This is a genomic window from Streptomyces sp. GQ60 (genome assembly GCF_059758875.1).
Genome location: NZ_JCAXEG010000001.1, coordinates 1,015,424 through 1,034,351, shown reverse-complemented (window position 1 = coordinate 1,034,351; position 18,928 = coordinate 1,015,424). Strand labels below are relative to the sequence as shown.

At 70.7% G+C, this 18,928-nt stretch carries 15 protein-coding genes and 2 pseudogenes; 8 read left to right on the top strand and 9 right to left on the bottom strand.

Features of this window, described 5'->3' with window-relative positions; translation table 11 throughout:
• Positions 1–26: 26 nt before the first annotated feature.
• The 5 genes and pseudogenes from AC6CKD_RS04730 to AC6CKD_RS04710 all read left to right on the top strand — a co-directional run bounded on the left by AC6CKD_RS04730 (position 27) and on the right by AC6CKD_RS04710 (position 3,927).
• The gene (locus AC6CKD_RS04730) at positions 27–884 is read left to right on the top strand and encodes an energy-coupling factor ABC transporter ATP-binding protein (RefSeq protein WP_498325446.1); all 858 of its coding nucleotides are present in this window, start codon (positions 27–29) and stop codon (positions 882–884) included.
• A gap of 110 nt (positions 885–994) precedes the next feature.
• Positions 995–1,270: pseudogene (locus tag AC6CKD_RS04725) on the top strand (recombinase family protein); the annotation flags it as partial.
• Entirely contained in the window at positions 1,263–2,915 is a 1,653-nt protein-coding gene (locus AC6CKD_RS04720) for a nuclease/transposase family protein (protein ID WP_498325284.1), read from the top strand. The pseudogene AC6CKD_RS04725 and the gene AC6CKD_RS04720, both read left to right, overlap by 8 nt.
• Before the next feature lie 250 nt (positions 2,916–3,165).
• Entirely contained in the window at positions 3,166–3,363 is a 198-nt protein-coding gene (locus tag AC6CKD_RS04715; RefSeq protein ID WP_498325283.1) for a hypothetical protein, read from the top strand.
• Positions 3,364–3,372: 9 nt separating this feature from the next.
• Complete coding sequence (locus tag AC6CKD_RS04710) at positions 3,373–3,927, top strand: PadR family transcriptional regulator (protein WP_498325281.1); 555 nt, start codon at positions 3,373–3,375, stop codon at positions 3,925–3,927.
• Between the two features lie 48 nt (positions 3,928–3,975).
• On the opposite strand, the gene AC6CKD_RS04705 is transcribed toward AC6CKD_RS04710, so the two are convergent.
• Positions 3,976–4,188, bottom strand: a complete 213-nt coding sequence (locus tag AC6CKD_RS04705) for an EF-hand domain-containing protein (protein WP_478686002.1) — start codon at positions 4,186–4,188, stop codon at positions 3,976–3,978.
• Positions 4,189–4,442: 254 nt separating this feature from the next.
• On the opposite strand from AC6CKD_RS04705, the gene AC6CKD_RS04700 reads away from it, so the two are divergent.
• Positions 4,443–5,225, top strand: a complete 783-nt coding sequence (locus AC6CKD_RS04700; protein WP_498325279.1) for a tRNA-dependent cyclodipeptide synthase — start codon at positions 4,443–4,445, stop codon at positions 5,223–5,225.
• On the top strand, positions 5,206–6,444 hold the full coding sequence (locus AC6CKD_RS04695; RefSeq protein WP_498325277.1) for a cytochrome P450: 1,239 nt from the start codon (positions 5,206–5,208) through the stop codon (positions 6,442–6,444). Before AC6CKD_RS04700 ends, AC6CKD_RS04695 begins: the two co-directional genes overlap by 20 nt.
• 77 nt (positions 6,445–6,521) lie before the next feature.
• Here the strand turns inward: AC6CKD_RS04695 and AC6CKD_RS04690 are convergent, their stop codons facing one another.
• The 8 genes from AC6CKD_RS04690 to AC6CKD_RS04655 form a co-directional block, all read right to left on the bottom strand.
• Positions 6,522–7,709 carry a YncE family protein gene (locus AC6CKD_RS04690; RefSeq protein WP_498325276.1) on the bottom strand — a complete coding sequence of 396 codons (1,188 nt, stop codon included), beginning with the start codon at positions 7,707–7,709 and terminating at the stop codon, positions 6,522–6,524.
• On the bottom strand, positions 7,706–8,569 hold the full coding sequence (locus AC6CKD_RS04685) for a polysaccharide deacetylase family protein (protein ID WP_498325275.1): 864 nt from the start codon (positions 8,567–8,569) through the stop codon (positions 7,706–7,708). The genes AC6CKD_RS04690 and AC6CKD_RS04685 overlap by 4 nt, the downstream gene beginning before the upstream one ends.
• Positions 8,570–8,953: 384 nt before the next feature.
• Positions 8,954–9,457 (bottom strand): ATP-binding protein, encoded by a 504-nt coding sequence (locus tag AC6CKD_RS04680; protein WP_254384318.1) that lies wholly within the window; start codon positions 9,455–9,457, stop codon positions 8,954–8,956.
• Between the two features lie 243 nt (positions 9,458–9,700).
• Positions 9,701–10,468, bottom strand: a complete 768-nt coding sequence (locus AC6CKD_RS04675) for an enoyl-CoA hydratase/isomerase family protein (RefSeq protein ID WP_478685996.1) — start codon at positions 10,466–10,468, stop codon at positions 9,701–9,703.
• A 109-nt stretch (positions 10,469–10,577) separates the two neighbouring features.
• Positions 10,578–11,819 carry a L,D-transpeptidase gene (locus AC6CKD_RS04670; protein ID WP_498325274.1) on the bottom strand — a complete coding sequence of 414 codons (1,242 nt, stop codon included), beginning with the start codon at positions 11,817–11,819 and terminating at the stop codon, positions 10,578–10,580.
• 112 nt (positions 11,820–11,931) lie between these two features.
• Entirely contained in the window at positions 11,932–12,672 is a 741-nt protein-coding gene (locus tag AC6CKD_RS04665) for a L,D-transpeptidase (RefSeq protein ID WP_498325273.1), read from the bottom strand.
• 134 nt (positions 12,673–12,806) lie between these two features.
• Entirely contained in the window at positions 12,807–15,005 is a 2,199-nt protein-coding gene (locus AC6CKD_RS04660) for a choice-of-anchor A family protein (protein WP_498325272.1), read from the bottom strand.
• Between the two features lie 161 nt (positions 15,006–15,166).
• A complete protein-coding gene (locus tag AC6CKD_RS04655) occupies positions 15,167–16,363 on the bottom strand; it encodes a L,D-transpeptidase (protein ID WP_498325271.1) in 1,197 nt (398 codons plus the stop codon).
• Between the two features lie 204 nt (positions 16,364–16,567).
• On the opposite strand from AC6CKD_RS04655, the pseudogene glgX reads away from it, so the two are divergent.
• Positions 16,568–18,925, top strand: a pseudogene (glgX, locus tag AC6CKD_RS04650) (glycogen debranching protein GlgX); the annotation flags it as partial.
• Positions 18,926–18,928: the final 3 nt, after the last annotated feature.

Below are 18,928 nucleotides of genomic sequence, written 5' to 3'. Positions count from 1 at the left end.
CGCTGAATCCGTCGCTGAACCCGTCGATGAACCCGGTGGTGGAACTGTCCGGCGCGGGCTACGCCTACGAGGACGGCCCGGCGGTCCTGACCGGCGTCGACTTCGCCATCGCGCCGGGCCGGGCGCTGGCCCTGCTGGGCCGCAACGGCAGCGGCAAGACCACGCTGATGCGGCTGCTGAGCGGCGGGCTGCGGCCCGGTCCGGGATCGCTGTGGCTGGACGGCACGGAGGTCTCGTACGACCGGGCCGGCCTGACCCGGCTGCGCACGTCCGTCCAGTTGGTGGTGCAGGATCCCGACGACCAGTTGTTCGCGGCCTCGGTCGAACAGGACGTGTCCTTCGGCCCGATGAACCTGGGGCTCCCCGCTCCGGACGTCCGCGCCCGCGTGGACGCCGCCCTCGCCGCGCTGGACATCACACCTCTCCGGGACCGCCCCACGCACCTGCTCTCCTACGGCCAGCGCAAGCGCGCGGCGATCGCGGGGGCGGTGGCGATGGCTCCGCGGGTGCTGATCCTGGACGAGCCGACGGCCGGCCTGGACCCGGACGGCCAGGAACGGCTCCTCGACGTCCTCGCGGGGCTCCGCGCCTCCGGCACGACGGTGGTCATGGCCACCCACGACGTGGACCTGGCGGTCCGCTGGGCCGACGACGCGGCGGTCCTGACCCCGGCGGGCATCCGCTTCGGTCCGGCCGAGCCCCTCCTCTCGGACCCGCCCCTCCTCACCTCGGCGGGCCTGCGGCCGGCCTGGTCCCCGGCGGTGACGGCCTTCCTGCGGGCGCGGGGGCTGCTCGACGCGGATGCCCCGGGACCCCGTAATCCGCAGGCGCTGGCCGACTGGGGGTCGGCCACTGTTGGCCCTTTGGTTAACTCTTGTGAGTGATGGTGCATTTGGGTGAATGTCGTTACGGTCGGGTGGTATGAACCTCAAGGAGTGGGCGAAGGCGCAGGGTGTGCATCCGCAGACCGCGTATCGCTGGTTCCGTGAGGGCACGTTGCCGGTCGCGTCGTCTGCTGGCCGACCCCGCGGTGACCACTGTGGTGGTCGAGCACAAAGACCGCCTCGGCCGGATGAACGTCGAACTCGTCGAAGCCGCCCTGTCCGCGACCGGCCGCCGCCTGGTGGTCCTGAACCAAATCGAAGTCGAAGACGACCTGGTGCAGGACACGGTTGAGGTTCTGACCTCGTTCTGTGCCCGCCTGTACGGTCGCCGATCTGCGAAGAACCGGGCGACGAAGGCTCTGGAAGCGGCGGCTGCCGATGACTGAGCAGCCGAAGAACAAGCAGTTACGCACCATCGATCCTCCGTTCGTGGCGTTGGGCCCGTCTGGTGTCGCGATACGTGATCGTCTCAAGAACCTCAGCGCTGAGGACGGGAAGGTGTTGCGATTGATCGGCGAACACCTGGGGCGTCCGGCCTCCCTCGACCTGGCGGCCCGCTGCGCGGATGGCAACGACCACGACGCGCAGAGGTGGGCGGTGCGTAAGCAGGGCCTGACCGCCGCATCGTCGTCCCGCTGGGCCGGGTCGATCACGAAGGCCACCCACGATCAGTGGGCGCTCTCCCGGCGTTGTCAGCTCGCTTACATCCAAAACCTTGAGGCCGGTGTCCGCACACTGGTGCACCGCCTGTCCCAGCCCATCGGGGAGAAGGGCACCAAGCGGGCGGCAGGCGGATACCACTCGAAGGGCGAGTGGTTCCACAAGACACGGCGTCTGCACATCCTGGAGCACCGTCTCGACACGGCCCGCGCCGACCGTGAGAACGGTGTCGTGCACGTCGTGCGCGGCGGCCGGCGCCTCCTCAACACCCGGCACCATCTGGCCAAGGCGCAGCTCACCGTAGACGAGTGGCGACAGCGCTGGGAGGCGGAGCGCTGGTTCCTGGCCGCTGACGGCGAGTCGGGCAAGCGGTACGGCAACGAGACCATTCGCATCTCGCCCGACGGCGAAGTGTCGATCAAGCTGCCCGCGCCGCTCGCGTCCCTGGCCAACGCCCGCCATGGCCGGTACGTCCTGACCTCCCGCATCGCGTTCGCGCACCGGGGCGCCGCATGGCGGGACCGTATCGAGGGGAATCGGGCCGTCGCCTACCGCATCCACTACGACGTACCCCGCAGGCGCTGGTACCTGACCGCCTCCTGGCAGCGCCCCGTCATCCAGACGATCCCGCTCGCTGTCGCCCGCGCGACCGGCACGATCGGCGTGGATACGAACGCCGATCACTTCGCCGCCTACCGTCTCGATGCTGACGGCAATCCGATGGGCGAGCCACACCGCTTCTCCTACGACCTCAGCGGGTCGGCTGACCACCGGGACGCGCAGATCCGGCACGCCATCACCCAAGTCCTGCACTGGGCCAAGCGCTGCGGTGTCGCCGCCATCGCGATCGAGGACCTCGACTTCACCACCGAGAAGACCCGCGAGAAACGCGGCCGCAAGAAACGGTTCCCGCAGGTCATCTCCGGTATCCCCACCGGCAAGTTGAAAGCCCGGCTCGTCTCCATGGCCGCCGACGCCGGTCTGTCGATCGTCGCGGTCGATCCGGCCTACACCTCCCAGTGGGGCGCCCAGCACTGGCAAAAGCCACTGGCCACCCCGCGCCGCAAGATGTCCCGTCACGATGCCGCCGGTATCGCGATCGGGCGACGCGCCCTCGGGCACCCGATCCGGCGACGGACGGCACCGCCCCCACAGCACCGGAGTGATGCTGCGGGGCATCGGACCGTCCAGGCCGACCCTGGTACCCGAGGCCGTGAGGAAACCCGCCCACCCGTCACGGAACGTGCACACGATGCACGTGCCCGAACGGGGACCACACGAGGAACGCGGGCGACCAGTGCATCCAAAACCGTTCGGAATGCGCGCAGTGCCAGGACGTGGGTCCAAGGCCCACTCCTGCTCACTGATTAGGAACGGTAGGTAGGTTCATCCGGGTGCGCATACTCGCGGCGACGTCCGAGGTGAATTCCCTCTTCTGGGACGGCGACGACCGGGTCGCCCCCGTCGGCGGCCTGCGCCGGTGGGCCCCCGACGGCCGGGAGCACGAGGTCCACCCCCCGCTGGCCTACCGCTTCGACCGCGCCGTCTGCTCCCCTTCGGGGCGCTGGACCGTGGTCTACGTCGAGCGCGGCACCAAGGCCCTCCTGCTGAGGAGGACCCGGTGGCCCTCGGCCCGCAGGGGATCGGTGTGTGGTCCGCCGCCGGGGAACGGTGGCTGTGCCGGAGCCGGCTCGGGTTCACCGCCGGGACACTGCTCACCCACGTGCCGACGCCGGTCGCGGCCCTGCATCCCGACGGAACCCGTCTGGCGGTCGCCGTGCGGAACGGGATAGCGGTCCTGGCGCTCCCGCAAACCTAGGATGGCGGCATGTCGCTCCCGCACGCCATCCTCACCGCACTGCTCGAGAAGCCCTCGTCGGGGCTGGAGTTGACGCGGCGGTTCGACAAGTCGATCGGGTACTTCTGGTCCGCGACGCACCAGCAGATCTACCGCGAGCTGGGCCGGCTGGAGGAGGCCGGGCTGATCCGGGCGCTGCCCAGCGAGGGGCCCGTACGGGGACAGAAGAAGGAGTACGAGGTGCTGCCCGCCGGCAGCGGCGAGCTGGCGCGGTGGGTCGGGGAGCGTCAGGATCCCAAGCCGGCGCGGGATCCCCTGCTGCTGCGCATCCGGGCGGCCGCGGTGGTGGGGCCGCAGGGGCTGGCCGCGGAGCTCCGGCGCCATCTGGAGCTGCACCGGGCCCAGTTGGCCGTGTACGAGGGGATCGAGGAGAAGGACTTCCCGGCCGGGCGGGACTCCGACGAGGACCGGCTGCGGCGGGTCGTGCTGCACGCGGGAACCGGCCTGGAGACCTTCTGGCTGCGCTGGCTGGAGGAGGCCCTCGCCGAGGTGGAGGCCATGGCCTCCGGGCCGCGGCAGGCCTGACGCGCACCACCCCCGGCCCGGCAGCGGGCCAGGGGGCGGCGCGGGGGCTTACTTCTTCAGGGAGTCCCAGAACTCGTCGAAGCTGAGCAGGCCGTCGTCGTTCGAGTCCTTGGCGGCGATCACGGCCTCCGCGACGGGGCCGGTGACGAACGGGTCGCCCATCTCCGCCATCGCCGAACGGAACTCGTCGGCCGTCACGAAGCCGTCACCGTTCACGTCGAACTTGCCGAACGTCGTCCGTGCGCTCTCGATGTCCGCCACTGGGTCCACCCCTTCTTGGTGCTTGTTGACCGGCTCAGGGTAGCGGCACGCCCGGCCCCCTCACTCCCCGGGTCCCGTTCGAGCGGCAGATAGATATTCAATTACTCTTCCGTAGTGCGGAAGCGATAATTCCAGCCAACAATTCAAGCCCCGACTTGTCACGCTCCGGCATCACGGCATAACGTTGCGACATTGCCGCCACACCGGGAGCGCAGGGCTCCCAGGGACAAGCGGCAACAAGGGCGATCACACAGGTGACGATCACAGCTGACGCATCATTCGAAGTTCTGCCCTTCACCCGTACTTGCCACCACATCTGGGAAGACGGCGACCATGTGCTCATCGGAGTGAGTCCTGGAAACAGCTACTTCAGCTCCGAGCGCATATCCAGCCTCACCCGATGGGCCACGACCCGCTTCGCACAGGTCGACTTCGTCTACGCAGACCTCCACGTGGACAGGATGTTCGCCGCCTTCGGCTACACCCGGGAACACGCGGAGAAGCGTGCGACGAAGGAAATCAAGGCAGTCCGGCGACGGATTCTCAAGGGTGTGGAGGAATCAGGACCTCCGCACACCGAGATTCGAGTGAGGGCACTTTCGGAGTTCCAGACGAACCCCGTCTACCAACTTCTGCACCGGCGCGTACTTCATTTCCTGGAGACCGACGACGGATTCCGCAAGGGCTGCGAGGAAATGGCCCTGCATTTTGTCGGCTCCAAGTTGCCGGAAGGTGAATCCATCACCGACGCGCAGTTGCAGGTCTGTTTCGATTACATGTCGGCGGAGCTGCCGTTCTTCATCGACACCCCGAGCATTCTCGACGTGCCGTCCTCCGTGGCGGCCTACCACGTCAAGATGCCGATGACCGATCTCCTCTTCGCGCGCGGTGGGGGACTGCGCGCGACGAGGAACCAGGCATACGCCGTGGTACGGCCCGAGCCGGCCGAGAGCGCGCAGAGCAACCCGAACGACCCGAACGCGCACGCGAACACCGCACCAACCGAAGGGACCGTCGATGAGCGTCGAGCAGCTTGAGGGCACCGGACAGACCGCCGAGCCCCTCATCGACTTCCCCCTCTCGCGGCGCGGTGACGTGCTCCCCGAGGAGTGCACCTGGCTGCGCGAGAAGGCGCCGGTCGCGAAGGTCCGCACCCTCACCGGGGACCCGGCCTGGCTGGTGAGCAGCTACGCGCTGGCCAAGCAGGTGCTGGAGGACGAGCGCTTCAGCCTCAAGGACACCGCCAACGCCGGGGTCCCGCGCCAGTACGCGCTGACGATCCCGCCCGAGGTCGTCAACAACATGGGCAACATCAACAGCGCCGGACTGCGCAACGCGGTCATGAAGGCGCTCAACCCGCGCCAGAAGGGGCTCCAGGACCGGCTGCGCGCGCAGGCCGGCGAGCTCGTCGACCAGCTCGTCGCCGAAGGGGGGCCCGCCGACCTGCGGGCCGGGTTCGCCGACCCCTTCTCGGCGGCGATGCACTGCCAGGTGCTGGGCGTGCCGTTCGAGGACTGGCGGCGGCTGATGTCGGGGCTGGACGTCGCGTTCATGACCGCGCGCGAGCCGTTCGCCGACTCCGCGCTCAACTGGTACAAGGACGTCGGCTACTTCGAGGAGCAGCTGAAGCTCCAGCTCGCCCTGCCTGCCGAGGAGCGTACGGGGCTCCTCGGCAAGTTCGCCGAGCTCAAGGAGGCCGACCCGGAGTCGGCGCACCTCACCGACGACATGTTCGCGACCGTCGCCGTCTCGCTCTTCGGAGCCGGCGCCGTCTCCACCTCCGCGTTCCTGACCCTGGCGGTCCTGGCACTGCTCCAGAAGCCCGAGCTCATCGGGTACCTGCGCGAGCACCCGGAGCGCATGGGCAAGGCCGTGGACGAACTGCTCCGCTGGAACCTGTCCGTGGGCGACGGCCTGCCGCGGCTGGCGATGGCGGACATCCAGGTCGGCGACGTGCTGGTCAAGGAGGGCGAGCTGGTCCTGGTCCTGCTGGAGGGGGCCAACTTCGACCCGGAGGCCTTCGAGAACCCCGACGAGCTGGACCTGGGGCGCGAGAGCTCCAACGCCAACCTCGCCTTCGGCGCCGGCCGGCACTTCTGCCCGGCTTCCGCGCTGGGCCGGGCGCACGCCGAGATCGCGCTGGAGGTGCTGGTCGAGCGGCTGCCCGAGCTGCGTCTCGCGGCGCCGGCGGAGAACCTCGTCTGGCGGACCGGCTTCATCAAGCGGCTTCCCGAGCGGCTCCCCGTCGCCTGGTGAGGAGGCGTCGGTGAGCGGTCGACCGTGCCCCGGGAGCTGTGCGAGTTCCCGGGGCACGGTCGTTTCCCGTTCGCGTCCTACCGGAAGATGCCGGTGTGGCCGAGCGAGTAGCGGCCGGGCTGCGGGTAGACGGCGAGGCCGTGCGGTCCGCCGCCCACCGGGATCTTGGCGAGCTGCTTGCCGGTGGTGGTGTCGATGGCGTACACCTCGGAGTTGTAGCGGCCCGAGAGCCACAGCACCTTGCCGTCGGCGGACACCCCGCCCATGTCGGGGCTGCCGCCTTCGGGCAGTTCCCACTTCTTCGTCAGCTTGTTCTGCGTGAAGTCGAAGACGGAGACGGAGCCTTCGCCCCGGTTGGAGACGTACATCTCCTTGGAGTCCCGGCTGACGTACAGGCCGTGGCAGCCCTTTCCGGTGGGCAGCAGCTTGGGGGTCTCGAACTTGTCGCCGCCGAGCACCCACATGCCGTGCGCCATCATGTCCGCGACGTAGAAGGTCTTTCCGTCCGGCGAGACCTTGACGTCCTGCGGCATCGCGCCCTCGAAGGGCAGCTTCTGCTGGGCGACGACCTCCATCTTCTCGGTGTCGACCTTGAGCAGTTCACCGGAGAACTCGCAGCTCACGATGAAGTAGCGGCCGTCCGCGGAGAAGTCCGCGTGATTGACGCCGAAACAGGTCACCGGGACGGTTTTCACGCGGTCCATCGTGTGCGGATCGCGGAAGACCAGTTCCTTGTCCATCGAGGCCATGACCACCGCGTACTTGCCGTTGGGCGTGAAGTACAGGTTGTACGGGTCGTGCACCTCGACGGGCTTGCCGGCCTCGCCGGTGGCGGGGTTGATCGGGGTGAGCGTGTGGCCCCGGTTGTTGTTGACCCAGAGGGTCTTCATGTCCCAGGAGGGGACCACGTGCTGGGGCTGGATGCCGACGGGGATGGTGTCGATGACCTTGTACGTCACCGGGTCGATGACGGACACCGTGTTGGAGGTGGTGTTCGGCACGTAGACGCGGGACGGGAAGTCCTTGACCACCGGGGAGAGCTTGTTCGGCCGGTCGGCAGCGTACACGTCGTTGGGATCGAGGAGCGGCGGCATTCCGGCCAGGCCCGGGGGTGCGGCCGGTACGGCCTTGACGGGCGCGGCGGGCCCCTTCGTGCCGAGGGCCTCGGCGGGTCCCTTGTCGGTCGATCCGCAGCCGGCCAGGGCGGCGAGGACCAGACCGGCCAGCAACGCGGTGGCCTTCCGGGGAAGGCGGGTGGTCGTCATGGGGTCAGCAGCTCCGTGGTGGTCACCGCGCGCAGTTTGAGGCGTGCGAGTTCTTCGAGGAGGGGTGGCATCGCGTCGACCGTGTCCGCGTAGCCGAAGTGCAGGCTCACCACTGATCCGCCTTGGATCGTGCCGGTGACGGTGCGGATGACGGCCGCCGCACCGGGCGAGGTGAAGTCGAGGGAGTCCACGTCGTACGACAGGACGTGCGGGTAGCCCGCCCGCTGGGCCAGTTTTCGTACCAGCGGGGTGGCGTACTGGGTCTGGGACGGGCGGAACCAGGTCCCGATGGACCCGGTCAGCCGCTTGAGCCGGTCGGCGCATCCGGTGATCTCGGCGTACGCCTGCGCCTCGGGCATGGCGTTGATCGCGAGGTGGCGCTGGGTGTGGTTGCCGAGCTCGTGGCCTCCGTCGAGGATCCGGCGGGCCATCTCCGGGTGGGCGTCGAGCCAGGCGCCGATGGCCAGTACGGTGACCCGCGCGCCCGCCCGCTCCGCCTCGGCGAGCACCGCCCTGGCGATGGCGGGGTCGCCGTTGCCGTGGAAGGTGAGCGCGACGCCGGGCCGGCCGCGGGGGCCGTGCCCGATCTCCACGGGCTGGCCGGCGAACCGGCGCGGGGCGGGGGCCGCCTTGGCCGGGGCCGCCGGTTTGTCCGGGGCGGCCTTCGCCGGGCCCGCGGGGCCTGCGGGGGCCGTCCCGGAAGCGGAAGGCCCGGGCGCGGAAGGCCCGGGCGCGGAAGGCCCGGGGGCGGAAGGCCCGGGGGCGGTGCGGGCGTCCGTGCCGCAGGCGGCGGTGAGGGCGCCGGCGGCGACCGCCGCGCCGGCACGGAGAGCGGATCGGCGGTCCGGGTAGCAGAGCACCAGCCCATTTAAGGGGTGGATGCCCGTGTAGGTATTGATTGACCCAATTCAGGCCCTTCGGCCGAACCAGTGCCACCCGACCACTGTCCGTTATGTGATCAACGATTCACTCACAGCGGTGGATATTCATTCACTGTTTACGAGGCCCGTGGCCCATCTCACCTAAGATTTAGGTAGAAAGTCTTAGGATATGCACACTTATGTCCAACTTGGGACTTTTGGCATTTGGTCCCTCGTCTGCCATAGTCGGAACCACGGCTTCCCGTTGACCCGAGCGAAGTCCCTGCCGAGGATCACACCCCCTTCGATCCTCGGCACACCCATGAAACCCCCGCAGCGCCCCACAACGGCGACAGGGGGTTTCTGGCGTTCGGGGGGCCGCGCTCAGCGGTCGGCCACCCGCATCTCGAACCAGGTGATCTTTCCGCGCGGGAGCAGGTCCGCGCCCCAGCGGTCCGAGAGCTTGTCGACGAGGAACAGCCCCCGGCCGGTGGTGTCCATCTCGTGGACCGGCATCAGGCAGGGCAGCCCGCGCGAGGGATCGCGCACCTCCACCCGGATCCAGCCGCGCCGCCTGAGCATCCGTAAACCGAAGGAGCGCGCCCCCGTGTGACGGACGGCGTTGCCCACCAGCTCCGAGACCAGCAGGACCGTGTGCTCGGCGATCTGCGGCGAGAGCCCCCACAGGCGTACGACCACGCACTGCGTGAGCCGCCGGGCGGTGCTCGCCGACTCCGGCATCGACGGCAAGGTCACTTCCGCCTCGGCCGGATTCCCGTACAACTCCAGTGCCTTGAGGCCCAGTTCGTCCTCCAGGGCCGCCGTGAGCCGTACGGCGGAAGCGCTGCTGCGCTGCCGCGGCTGTTCCACACCCTCCAGACCCGCCATGCACCCATCATGGAGGGCCGGTACGGCCGTTCGGGCCGTTCCGCAGGAAAAGACCCCCCGGGATCGTGGATTCCGAGGGGCCGTCTTGGCATATGCAATCGGCAACCCGGGGATCGCCGCACCCACCCTGACCTGGGGTGACGCACCGCGAAACCTTCGTCACCCAGAGTGGATCACGGGCAGTCCTTAAGGCTGCCTTAAGGCCTGGCTAATCCACCCACAGGGAGGACTCGCAGGGTCGCCCTAAAGGAACTTGGCCTTCCCCGGCCCCTCCTCGACGAAGCTGCGCATCCCGCGCTCGCGGTCCTCGGTGGCGAACAGGCCCGCGAACCAGCCCCGTTCGATGGTCAGCCCGGTGTCGATGTCGGCCTCCAGCCCCGCGTCCACGCACTCCTTGGCGGCGCGCAGCGCGAGGGCCGGGCCCTGCGCCAGCTTCGCGGCCCACGCGTACGCCTGCTCGTACACCTCGGCCGCCGGTACGACGCGGTCCACGAGGCCGAGGGCCAGCGCCTCGTCGGCCTTGACCATGCGGCCGGTGAAGATGAGGTCCTTGGCCTTCGAGGGGCCGATCAGCCGGGACAGCCGCTGGGTACCGCCCGCGCCGGGGATCAGGCCGAGCAGGATCTCGGGCTGGCCGAGCTTCGCGTTGTCGCCGGCGATCCGGTAGTCCGCGCACAGGGCCAGCTCGCAGCCGCCGCCCAGGGCGTAGCCGGTGACGGCCGCGACCACGGGCTTGGGGATCCGGGCCACGGCGGTGAAGGCGTCCTGCAGTCCGCGGGACCGCGCGACCATGGCCGCGTGGTCCATCGTCTGCATCTCCTTGATGTCCGCGCCGGCCGCGAACACCTTCTCGCCGCCGTAGATGACGACGGTGCGGACGTCGGCCCGGTCGGTCGCCTCCACGGCGAGCTCGCGCAGCCGGTCCTGGGTGGCGATGTCCAGGGCGTTCATGGGCGGCCGGTCCAGCCGGATGACGCCGACGCCTTCGGAGACTTCGAGAGAGATGGTCATACGGGAAGGTTAGCGCCGGTTAACGCCGGGTGGCCCGGTGCTGTGGGTCACAGCACCGGGCCACCGGCACGGGTCTCCGTGCACGCGATGAACTACGCAGGGAACGGGTCTACTTGATCCACTCGGCCCAGTCCATGTTCCAGCCGTTGAGGCCGTTGTCGGGGGCGACGATCTTGTCCTTGGAGTTCTTCACGATGACCACGTCGCCGATCAGCGACTCGTTGAAGAACCAGGCGGCCGGCTGACCGCCGTCACCGGCGCCGCGGACGTCCTTCAGGCCGACGCAGCCGTGGCTGACGTTCTCGGAGCCGAACGTGCCGGACGAGGCCCAGTAGTTGCCGTGGACGAAGGTGCCGGAGGTGGTCAGACGCATCGCGTGCGGGACGTCGGAGATGTCGTACTCCCCGCCGAAGCCGACGGTGGCGCCGTTCATCCGGGTCACCTTGTACTTCTCGCTGATGACCATCTGACCGTTGTACGTGGTCGTCGACGGGGCGCCCGCGGTGATCGGGACGTTCTTGAGCACCTGGCCGTCACGGACCACCTGCATCTGCTTGCTGCCGGCGTCGACCGTGGTGACCTGGGAGCGGCCGATCTTGAAGCTGACCGTACGGGTCTGCTTGCCGTAGACGCCCGGGCGTCCTTCGACCCCGTCGAGTTCGAGCTTCAGGGTGACCTTGGTGCCGGCGGCCCAGTACTTCTCGGGGCGGAAGTCCAGGCGGTCGTTGCCGAACCAGTGGCCCTCGATCGGGACGGCCGGCTCGGCCGTCACCGTGATGGCCTTCTCGACGGCCTCGGGGTTGGTGATGCCCCGGGAGAAGTTGATCGAGACCGGCATGCCCACGCCGACCGTCGATCCGTCCTCGGGGGTGTACTGGCCGATGAAGGTGTTGGCGGGCGTCAGCGTGGTGAAGGTGGTGTCCTTCGCGGACTCGCGCCCGGCCTCGTCCTTGGCGACCGCGTGCACCTTGTACTCGGTGGCGGAGGCGAGGTTGCGGGCGGGCTCCCAGCTCGCGCCGTCCTCGGCGAGCTTGCCCTCCACCGCGTTGCCCTTGGTGTCGGCGACCGTCACCGTGGTGAGCTTGCCGCCGGTGCTGGTTATCTTGAGGATGCCGCTGGTCGCGACCTCCTTGGCCCCGTCGTCCGGCTTGACGCTCACGACGGCCTTCGACGCCTCGGTACCGGTCGTGCCGGTACCTCCGTCTCCGCCACCGCTCCCGCCGGCACCGCCCCCGTTTCCGCCACCGCTGCACGCGCTGGTGAACAGCAGGGCCGCGCCCAGCAGAAGGGCCGGCAGGCCGGTGCGGGCGCGCCCGCGTATCGGCTGCAGGTTCACGATCGTTCTCCCCATGTCCCCCGCGCACGGACAGTCGCGCGCTTATCGCCAGGAAATCACATGGGGGATCACGAGACAGTACGGTCGTGTCACCGTTCCGTCCCAAGAGTGGTCGGCCCGCCGGGAGTCAGCCCTCCGTGCCGGGCTTGGTGCCCCAGACGTAGACGGCGTCGCCCTCGGTGAGCAGGTCCCACAGCCGCCGCGCGTCGGGGACGGAGAGGTTGACGCAGCCGGCCGAGCCGCCGTGGGCGTACAGGTCGCCGTGGCGGCCGTGGAGGGCCTGGCCCCCGTCGAAGAACTGGGCGTACGGCATCGGGGAGTTGTCGTAGAGCGTGGACTCGTGGTCCACGCTGCGCCAGTAGACCTCGTGCATGCCGGTACGGGTCTCGTCGTCGTCGCGTCCGGTACGGACGGGGACGGGCGCGAAGACCACCTTGCGGTCGCGCTGCACCCACAGGAGCTGGCGCTCCAGGTCCACACAGGTCACCCGGTGCGGACGGACCGGGCAGTCGCCGTCGGCGTTGGGGTTCGCCCGCGCGGCGACCGCGACCATGGTCCGGAAGGTGACCAGCCCGGCGTAGCCGCCGGCGGGCCGGATCCCGTAGGCCCGCTGGAAGGTGCGGATCGCCTCGCAGTCCCCGGCGTCCTGCGTTCCGTCGGCCGTCCGGCCCACGTGGTCTTCCAGCTCGCGCTGGTAGGGCCCGGTCCCGGCGGTACACGCCTCCGCCTCCGCGGCCGGGGCCGGGGATGCGGCCGGGGCCGCCGCTGCCGCGGGCGGCGGGGCGAGGGCGGCCGCCGCGAGGATCGCGGCCGTTGCGGCCGCCCTGCCGATCGCGCCTATCGCGCCTGCCGCGTCCCCTGTGCGCATGCGGTCCTCCTCGCGCCCGCCGGCCGGGCCGTCGGCTCCGAGCCAACCGGACCCGCCCGGCCCCGGCGCGCCGGGTGGGCCGGCAGGGTCACCGGCCCACCCGGGCGGCCTACGCGGCGGCCGCTTCGCCCGGCCTATGCGCCCGGCCGCGGCTTCGGGCCCTTGCCCTTGTCCTTGCCGCCCTTACCGCCCTTGCCGTGGTCGTCGCGCTTGTTCTCCAGGCTGACCACCAGGCGGTGGTCCGGGGTGGTTCCGTCCAGGTGGAGCGGACCCGTGACCCGGTTGCGCGGGAGGACGTAGCCCTCCGGCACGGCCGTTTCGACCACGTAGTACCAGCCCTCGTCCAGGCCCGGGAACGAGCACACCCCGGCCCGGTCGGTCGCGCAGCCCGTCGTCACCTTGCGGTCCGGGTTGATGCCGCGCGTCTGGAGGCCGCGGGTGCTGTTGGTCTCCTTCCACACCTCGAAGACCGCCCCGCGCAGCGGGCGCTTCGTCTTCGCGTCCTTCTTCAGGACCTCGATCGACCCCTCGTAGTCGGGCTCCTCGGTCCGCTCGTCCGTGACGCCGACGACGAGGCCCGTCGCCACGTGGCCCTCGTCGAGGTCGAACGGTGTGACCGGGTCCGCCGGCAGGTCGTAGCCGGCCGGTGCCTGCGTCTCCCGCCAGTAGTACCGCTCACCGACCGGAAGCTGGACCGTGCAGCTTCCCTGCGCGTCGGTGGTGCAGGACCCGGCGAGCTGCTCGTCGGGGACCGTTCCGTCGGTCTGCAGGCCCGTACGGTCGTTGTCCTCGCGCCACAGCTCGAAGCGGGCGCCCGCCAGCAGCGCCCCGCCGTCCGCGTCGGACTTGCGCAGCACCACCTCGGCGCTGCCCGGAAGCTTCGCGTTGCTCATGTTCGCGCTCGCGCCCGCGGCGGCGTTCCGCTCGGTCAGCGTCAGTTCGACGACGGGGTTCTCCGCGAGCTGGTAGCCGTCCGGAGCCTGCGTCTCGCGCCAGTAGTACGTGCCGAGCGGGACGGTGCGGGAGCAGATGCCGCTCGCCGGGGTCACGCAGTCGGCGACCTTGGTGTCCCCGCCGGGGCTCGCGAACTGGGCTCCGGGGGTGCCGTTGGTCTCCTGCCACAGCTCGTACGCGGCTCCGGCCAGCGGGTTGTCCGCGTCGTCCCGCTTGACGACGGAGACGGCGCCCGTGACCGGGCCCGTGTTCCCGCAGTCGGGCAGGTCCCCGTCGAAGGGGTACGCGTGGAACTCCTGGCCGCCGCCCCGGCCGCTGGTGTGGACGAGCTCGCCGGTGGTGAAGAAGCGGCCGTTGGTCCCGGGCAGGGTGACGGTGGTGCGCGAGGCCTGCTCGCCGACCAGCACGCTGCCCTGGAACTGCCCGCTGCCGGTGAGCTGGACCTCGGTGGCGTCCGGGAAGTTCCACAGCAGCCGGGTGCGGTAGCCGTTCCACGCGTCGGCGCCCGGGCCGGTGTCGACGATGCTGCCGCTGAAGGTGTTGAGCGTGCGGGCGGCGCCCAGGACGTTGACGAGGACGGTGGCGCCGGCCGGGATCCGGTCGAAGCGGATGCCGATGGCGCCGCCGGTCGCGCCCGCCATGTCGAAGTCCACGTTGAAGACCTGGAGCCGGGAGGTGTCGTCCCCGGTGAAGACGGTGAAGCCGTCCCGGTTGACGGCGGTGCCCGTCGCCGGGCGCGGGCTGCCGTCGACCCGGGCGTAGCACCGGCTGGCCGAGGTGAGCTGGTCGCGCAGGCCGGCGTACGGGGTGACCGCGGCCGGGTCGGCCACCAGGGGGCCGGTGACCGTGCCGGGGCCGGGTGCGGTGCCCGCGTGGCGGACGACGCCGCCGTCGGAGATCAGCCGCTGGTTCGCGGCGACGATGACGTCGCGGCCGGTGGTGAGGAAGTCCGACCCGGCCGGGGGGCGTACCAGCGATCCCGCCCCGACGATGCCGATGTTGTACCCGGCTCCCGCCCCGGCCGCCAGGTTCTTGTTCTGGTCGAAGCTGCCGAGGACGACGACCTTGCCCTCGGCCTCGGCGGCGCGCTCGCGGACGAGGAAGTCGGCACCGACGAAGATGTTGATGCCCTCGTCGTAGCCGTTGGGGTCCGTGCCGACCTCGATCGGCGGGAACGGGTCGGGACACCGGGACCCCAGGCAGGGGCCCAGCCCGCCCGGCAGCGGGGCCCGCAGGGCCGCCGACTCCCGGGTCGGCGCCGGCGGCTGCCCGCCGGGGCCCGGTGCGGCCGGCGCCGCCAGGGCCGCCGGGGCGCCTGCGGCCAGTACGGCCCCGAGGGCGAGCCCCAGGGGCCCGAGGGTCCACTTCCTTGCTGACATGACGCTCCGTCCGTTGCCTGCCGCCGCGTGCGGGTGGGCCCGTACAGGCTGGCGGCGGGCTCCGGCGAGCCGGGCGGACCGACACTCCCCCGCTACGGCATTCCGGTACGACAATCACTCGACTGGGGTGTTGGGTGAGGGGAGCGGCAGGTGACGGCGGGTCAGCCGAGCGCGGATCCCGCGACCCAGGCCGGCCAGGACATGTTCCAGCCGCCCAGCCCGTTGTCCGGAGCGACCGTCTTGTCCTGCGAGTTCACGACCTCCACGACGTCGCCGACCAGCGTCCGGTCGAAGAACCAGCCTGCCGGGGTGTCCGAGCCGCCGCCCTTGTCGTCGCGCAGTCCGATGCAGCCGTGGCTGACGTTGGTGGATCCGAAGGTGTCGGGGCTGGCCCAGTAGTTGCCGTGCAGGAAGGTCCCGGAGCGGGTGAGGCGCATGGCGTGGGGGACGTCGGGGATGTCGTACTCGCCGCCGAACCCGACGGTCTGCCCGTTCATCCGGGTGACGTCGAAGAGCTCCATCACCACCATCTTCCCGTTGTAGGTCATGTTCTTCGGCGCCCCGGCGGTGATCGGCACGGTGGACAGCAGCTCGCCGTCGCGCCGGACCTCCATGGTGTGCGCGGCCGCGTCGACGGTGGAGATCTGGGAGCGGCCGACGGTGAAGCGCAGGGTCTTGTCCTGGATGCCGTAGGAGCCGGCGGCGCCCTCGACGTCCCGGAGGTCCAGCTTGACCGTGACCTCGGTGCCGGGCTTCCAGTACGTCTTGGGCCGGAAGTCGAGGCGCTCGTCGCCGAACCAGTGGCCCACCACCTCCACGGCCGGGTCGGAGGTGATCGTGATCGCCCGCTCCACGTCGGCGCGGCGTTCGATGGACCGGCTGAACCCGAAGGAGATGATCATGCCGGTGCCGACGGTCGAGCGGTTCTCGGGCTTGAAGTAGCCGATGAACCGCTCCTCGGGAACGTAGGTGGTGAAGGTGGTGTGCCGGGCCTGGCGGCGGTTGTGCCCGTCGAGCGCGACCGCGTCCACGGTGTACTTGGCCGCGAGCGCGAGCCGGCCCGCCCTTGGGTCGGGACTCCAGCTGAGCCCGTCGACGGCGATGGCGCCGGGCACCTTCTCCTGCTGGGCGTCCTCCACCTTGGTGACCACGACGCGCTCCAGCCGGCCCTCGGGCACGGTGACCGTCAGCGGGCCCTCGGCCGGCACCCCCTTGGCGTTGTCGTCGGGGGTGATCCTGATCGCCTCGTCCGGTGACCGGGGTTTGCCGGGCAGCTGGATCTCGATCGGGGAGCCGCCGTTCCCGGTGCATCCGGCCAGGCCTCCGAGGAGGCCCGCCCATACCGCCACGGCGGCCAAGCCCGCCCCTGCCCGCCTCGTCAGAAGAGTCACGTTCCTCCAACGACCGGGCCCCTCCGGGGGAAACGTGGGGGCGGCCCACGTTCCAGGCAGGACAGTCCGGGCAGAACAGTGGGAAGGACCAGACGGGGGCGGGCCCCGGCCGGGACGCCGGGGCCGCACTTCCCCCACCCCCGCAGGTACCGAGAGCCGTGGAGGCGGGCAGTGTCGAGCGCAGCCGAGCAAGAGGCGGTGGAAGCCGTCGCGGGGACCGGGCATCCGAACGGGACCGGACACCCCGACGGGACCGGACACCCCAACGGAACCGGGAACGGCAACGGAACCGGGAACGGCAACGGGACGTCGAACGGAGCGTTGAACGTCAAGGTCAGGGGCCATGCGGCGGCGGTGCGGGAGCGGGCCCTCCCCGGGCCGCCCGTGTGGCCCGGCTCCTCGCATCCGCTGGGGGCCCGGTTCCACCAGGGGCCGGACGGGACGGCCGGGACCAACTTCGCGCTGTGGGCCCAGGGCGCGGAGGCCGTTGAGGTATGCCTCTTCGCGGAGGACGGCTCCGAGAGCCGGTGCGCGCTCACGGAGCTGACCCACGAGATCTGGCACGGCTTCCTCCCGGGCGTCCGCCCCGGACAGCGGTACGGATTCAGGGTCCACGGCCGCTGGGACCCGTGGACGGGGGCCCGCCACAATCCGGCGAAGCTGCTCCTGGACCCGTACGCCCGGGCCGTGGACGGGGACTTCCTGCTGCCTCCGGAGGTGTACGGGCACGTCCGCGACTGGCCCCAGCAGTACATCGCGGACACCGTGCGCGACGACCGCGACTCGGCCCCGCACGTCCCGAAGGGGGTCGTGGTCCACGATGACGACGACTGGGCGGACGACGTCCGGCCGAAGACCCCGTGGGCCGATTCCGTCATCTACGAGCTGCACGTGCGCGGCTTCACGATGCGCCATCCGGGCATCCCCGAGCATCTGCGCGGCACGTACGCCGGCCTCGCGCACCCGGCGGCGATCGAGCACCTGACGGGGCTCGGGGTGACGGCGGTGGAACTGCTGCCGGTCCACCAGTTCGCGCACGAGGACCACCTGCTGCGGCGGGGCCTGCGCAACTACTGGGGCTACAACTCGGTCGGCTACTTCGCCCCGCACGCGGCCTACTCGTCGAGCGGTACGGCCGGCCAGCAGGTCGGCGAGTTCAAGCGGATGGTCAAGGCGCTGCACGCCGCGGGCATCGAGGTCATCCTCGACGTGGTCTACAACCACACGGCGGAGGCCGGCGAGCTGGGCCCGACGCTGTCGCTGCGCGGGATCGACAACCGGGCGTACTACCGGCTCCAGTCGGACCAGCGCCGGTACGCGGACTACACGGGCTGCGGGAACACCCTGCACGCCGGGCGGCCGCACGTGCTGCGCCTGATCACCGACTCGCTGCGGTACTGGGTGACGGAGATGGGGGTGGACGGCTTCCGCTTCGACCTGGCGGCGGCGCTGGCCCGCTCGATGCACGACGTGGACATGCTCTCGCCGTTCCTCGCGGTGATCGCCCAGGATCCGGTGCTGCGGCGGGTGAAGCTGATCGCCGAGCCGTGGGACGTGGGCTCGGGCGGGTACCAGGTGGGGGCGTTCCCACCGCTGTGGACCGAGTGGAACGACCGGTACCGGGACGCCGTACGGGACTTCTGGCGCGGCGCGCTGCCCGACGTACGTGACCTCGGGTACCGGCTGTCGGGGTCGAGCGACCTGTACGCGTGGGGCGGGCGGCGGCCGTACGCCTCGGTCAACTTCATCACCGCGCACGACGGTTTCACCCTGCGCGACCTGGTCTCGTACGAGTCCAAGCACAACGAGGAGAACGGCGAGGAGGGACGGGACGGAACCAATGACAACCGGTCCTGGAACTGCGGGGTGGAGGGCGAGCCGGAAGGGGGCACGGAACCGCGGATCGCGGCGCTGCGCCGGCGGCAGCTGCGGAACCTCCTGACCACGCTGCTGCTGTCGACCGGGGTGCCGATGCTGGTGGCGGGCGACGAGTTCGGCCGGACGCAGGGCGGCAACAACAACGCGTACTGCCAGGACAACGGGACGAGCTGGGTGGACTGGTCCCTGCTGGAGGACCCGTCCTGGCAGGCGCTGCTGGCGCTGACCCGGCGGCTGCTGGCGCTGCGCCGGGCCCACCCGGTGCTGCGGCGGCGGGCGTTCTTCTCGGGGCGCTCGCAGGGCGCGGACGGACTGCGGGACCTGGCCTGGTTCACGCCGGCGGGGGCGGAGATGACCGAGCGGGACTGGTACGCCCCGGCCGGGTCGGTGGGCCTGTACCTGTCGGGGCAGGACATCCCGGGCCGGGACGAGCGCGGACGGCAGGTCACGGACGACAGCTTCCTGGCACTGCTGCACGCCGAGGACCGGCCGGTGGCGTGGGTCCTGCCGGGGGCGCCGTGGGGCCGGGCGTACGAACTGGTCCTGGACACCTCCCGGGAGGACCAGGCGGCGGCTCCCGCCACCGTGCACCGCGGGGGCGAGAGCGTGACCGTCCCGGCCCGCGCGGTGCTGCTGCTGAAGGTGGTGGGCGAC

Coding starts and splice junctions, on each gene's coding strand:
- AC6CKD_RS04730 (WP_498325446.1), top strand. CDS start 27: ATGAACCCGGTGGTGGAACTGTCCGGCGCGGGCTACGCCTACGAGGAC.
- AC6CKD_RS04720 (WP_498325284.1), top strand. CDS start 1,263: ATGACTGAGCAGCCGAAGAACAAGCAGTTACGCACCATCGATCCTCCG.
- AC6CKD_RS04710 (WP_498325281.1), top strand. CDS start 3,373: ATGTCGCTCCCGCACGCCATCCTCACCGCACTGCTCGAGAAGCCCTCG.
- AC6CKD_RS04695 (WP_498325277.1), top strand. CDS start 5,206: ATGAGCGTCGAGCAGCTTGAGGGCACCGGACAGACCGCCGAGCCCCTC.
- AC6CKD_RS04690 (WP_498325276.1), bottom strand. CDS start 7,709: ATGACGACCACCCGCCTTCCCCGGAAGGCCACCGCGTTGCTGGCCGGT.
- AC6CKD_RS04680 (WP_254384318.1), bottom strand. CDS start 9,457: ATGGCGGGTCTGGAGGGTGTGGAACAGCCGCGGCAGCGCAGCAGCGCT.
- AC6CKD_RS04675 (WP_478685996.1), bottom strand. CDS start 10,468: ATGACCATCTCTCTCGAAGTCTCCGAAGGCGTCGGCGTCATCCGGCTG.
- AC6CKD_RS04670 (WP_498325274.1), bottom strand. CDS start 11,819: ATGGGGAGAACGATCGTGAACCTGCAGCCGATACGCGGGCGCGCCCGC.
- AC6CKD_RS04665 (WP_498325273.1), bottom strand. CDS start 12,672: ATGCGCACAGGGGACGCGGCAGGCGCGATAGGCGCGATCGGCAGGGCG.
- AC6CKD_RS04660 (WP_498325272.1), bottom strand. CDS start 15,005: ATGTCAGCAAGGAAGTGGACCCTCGGGCCCCTGGGGCTCGCCCTCGGG.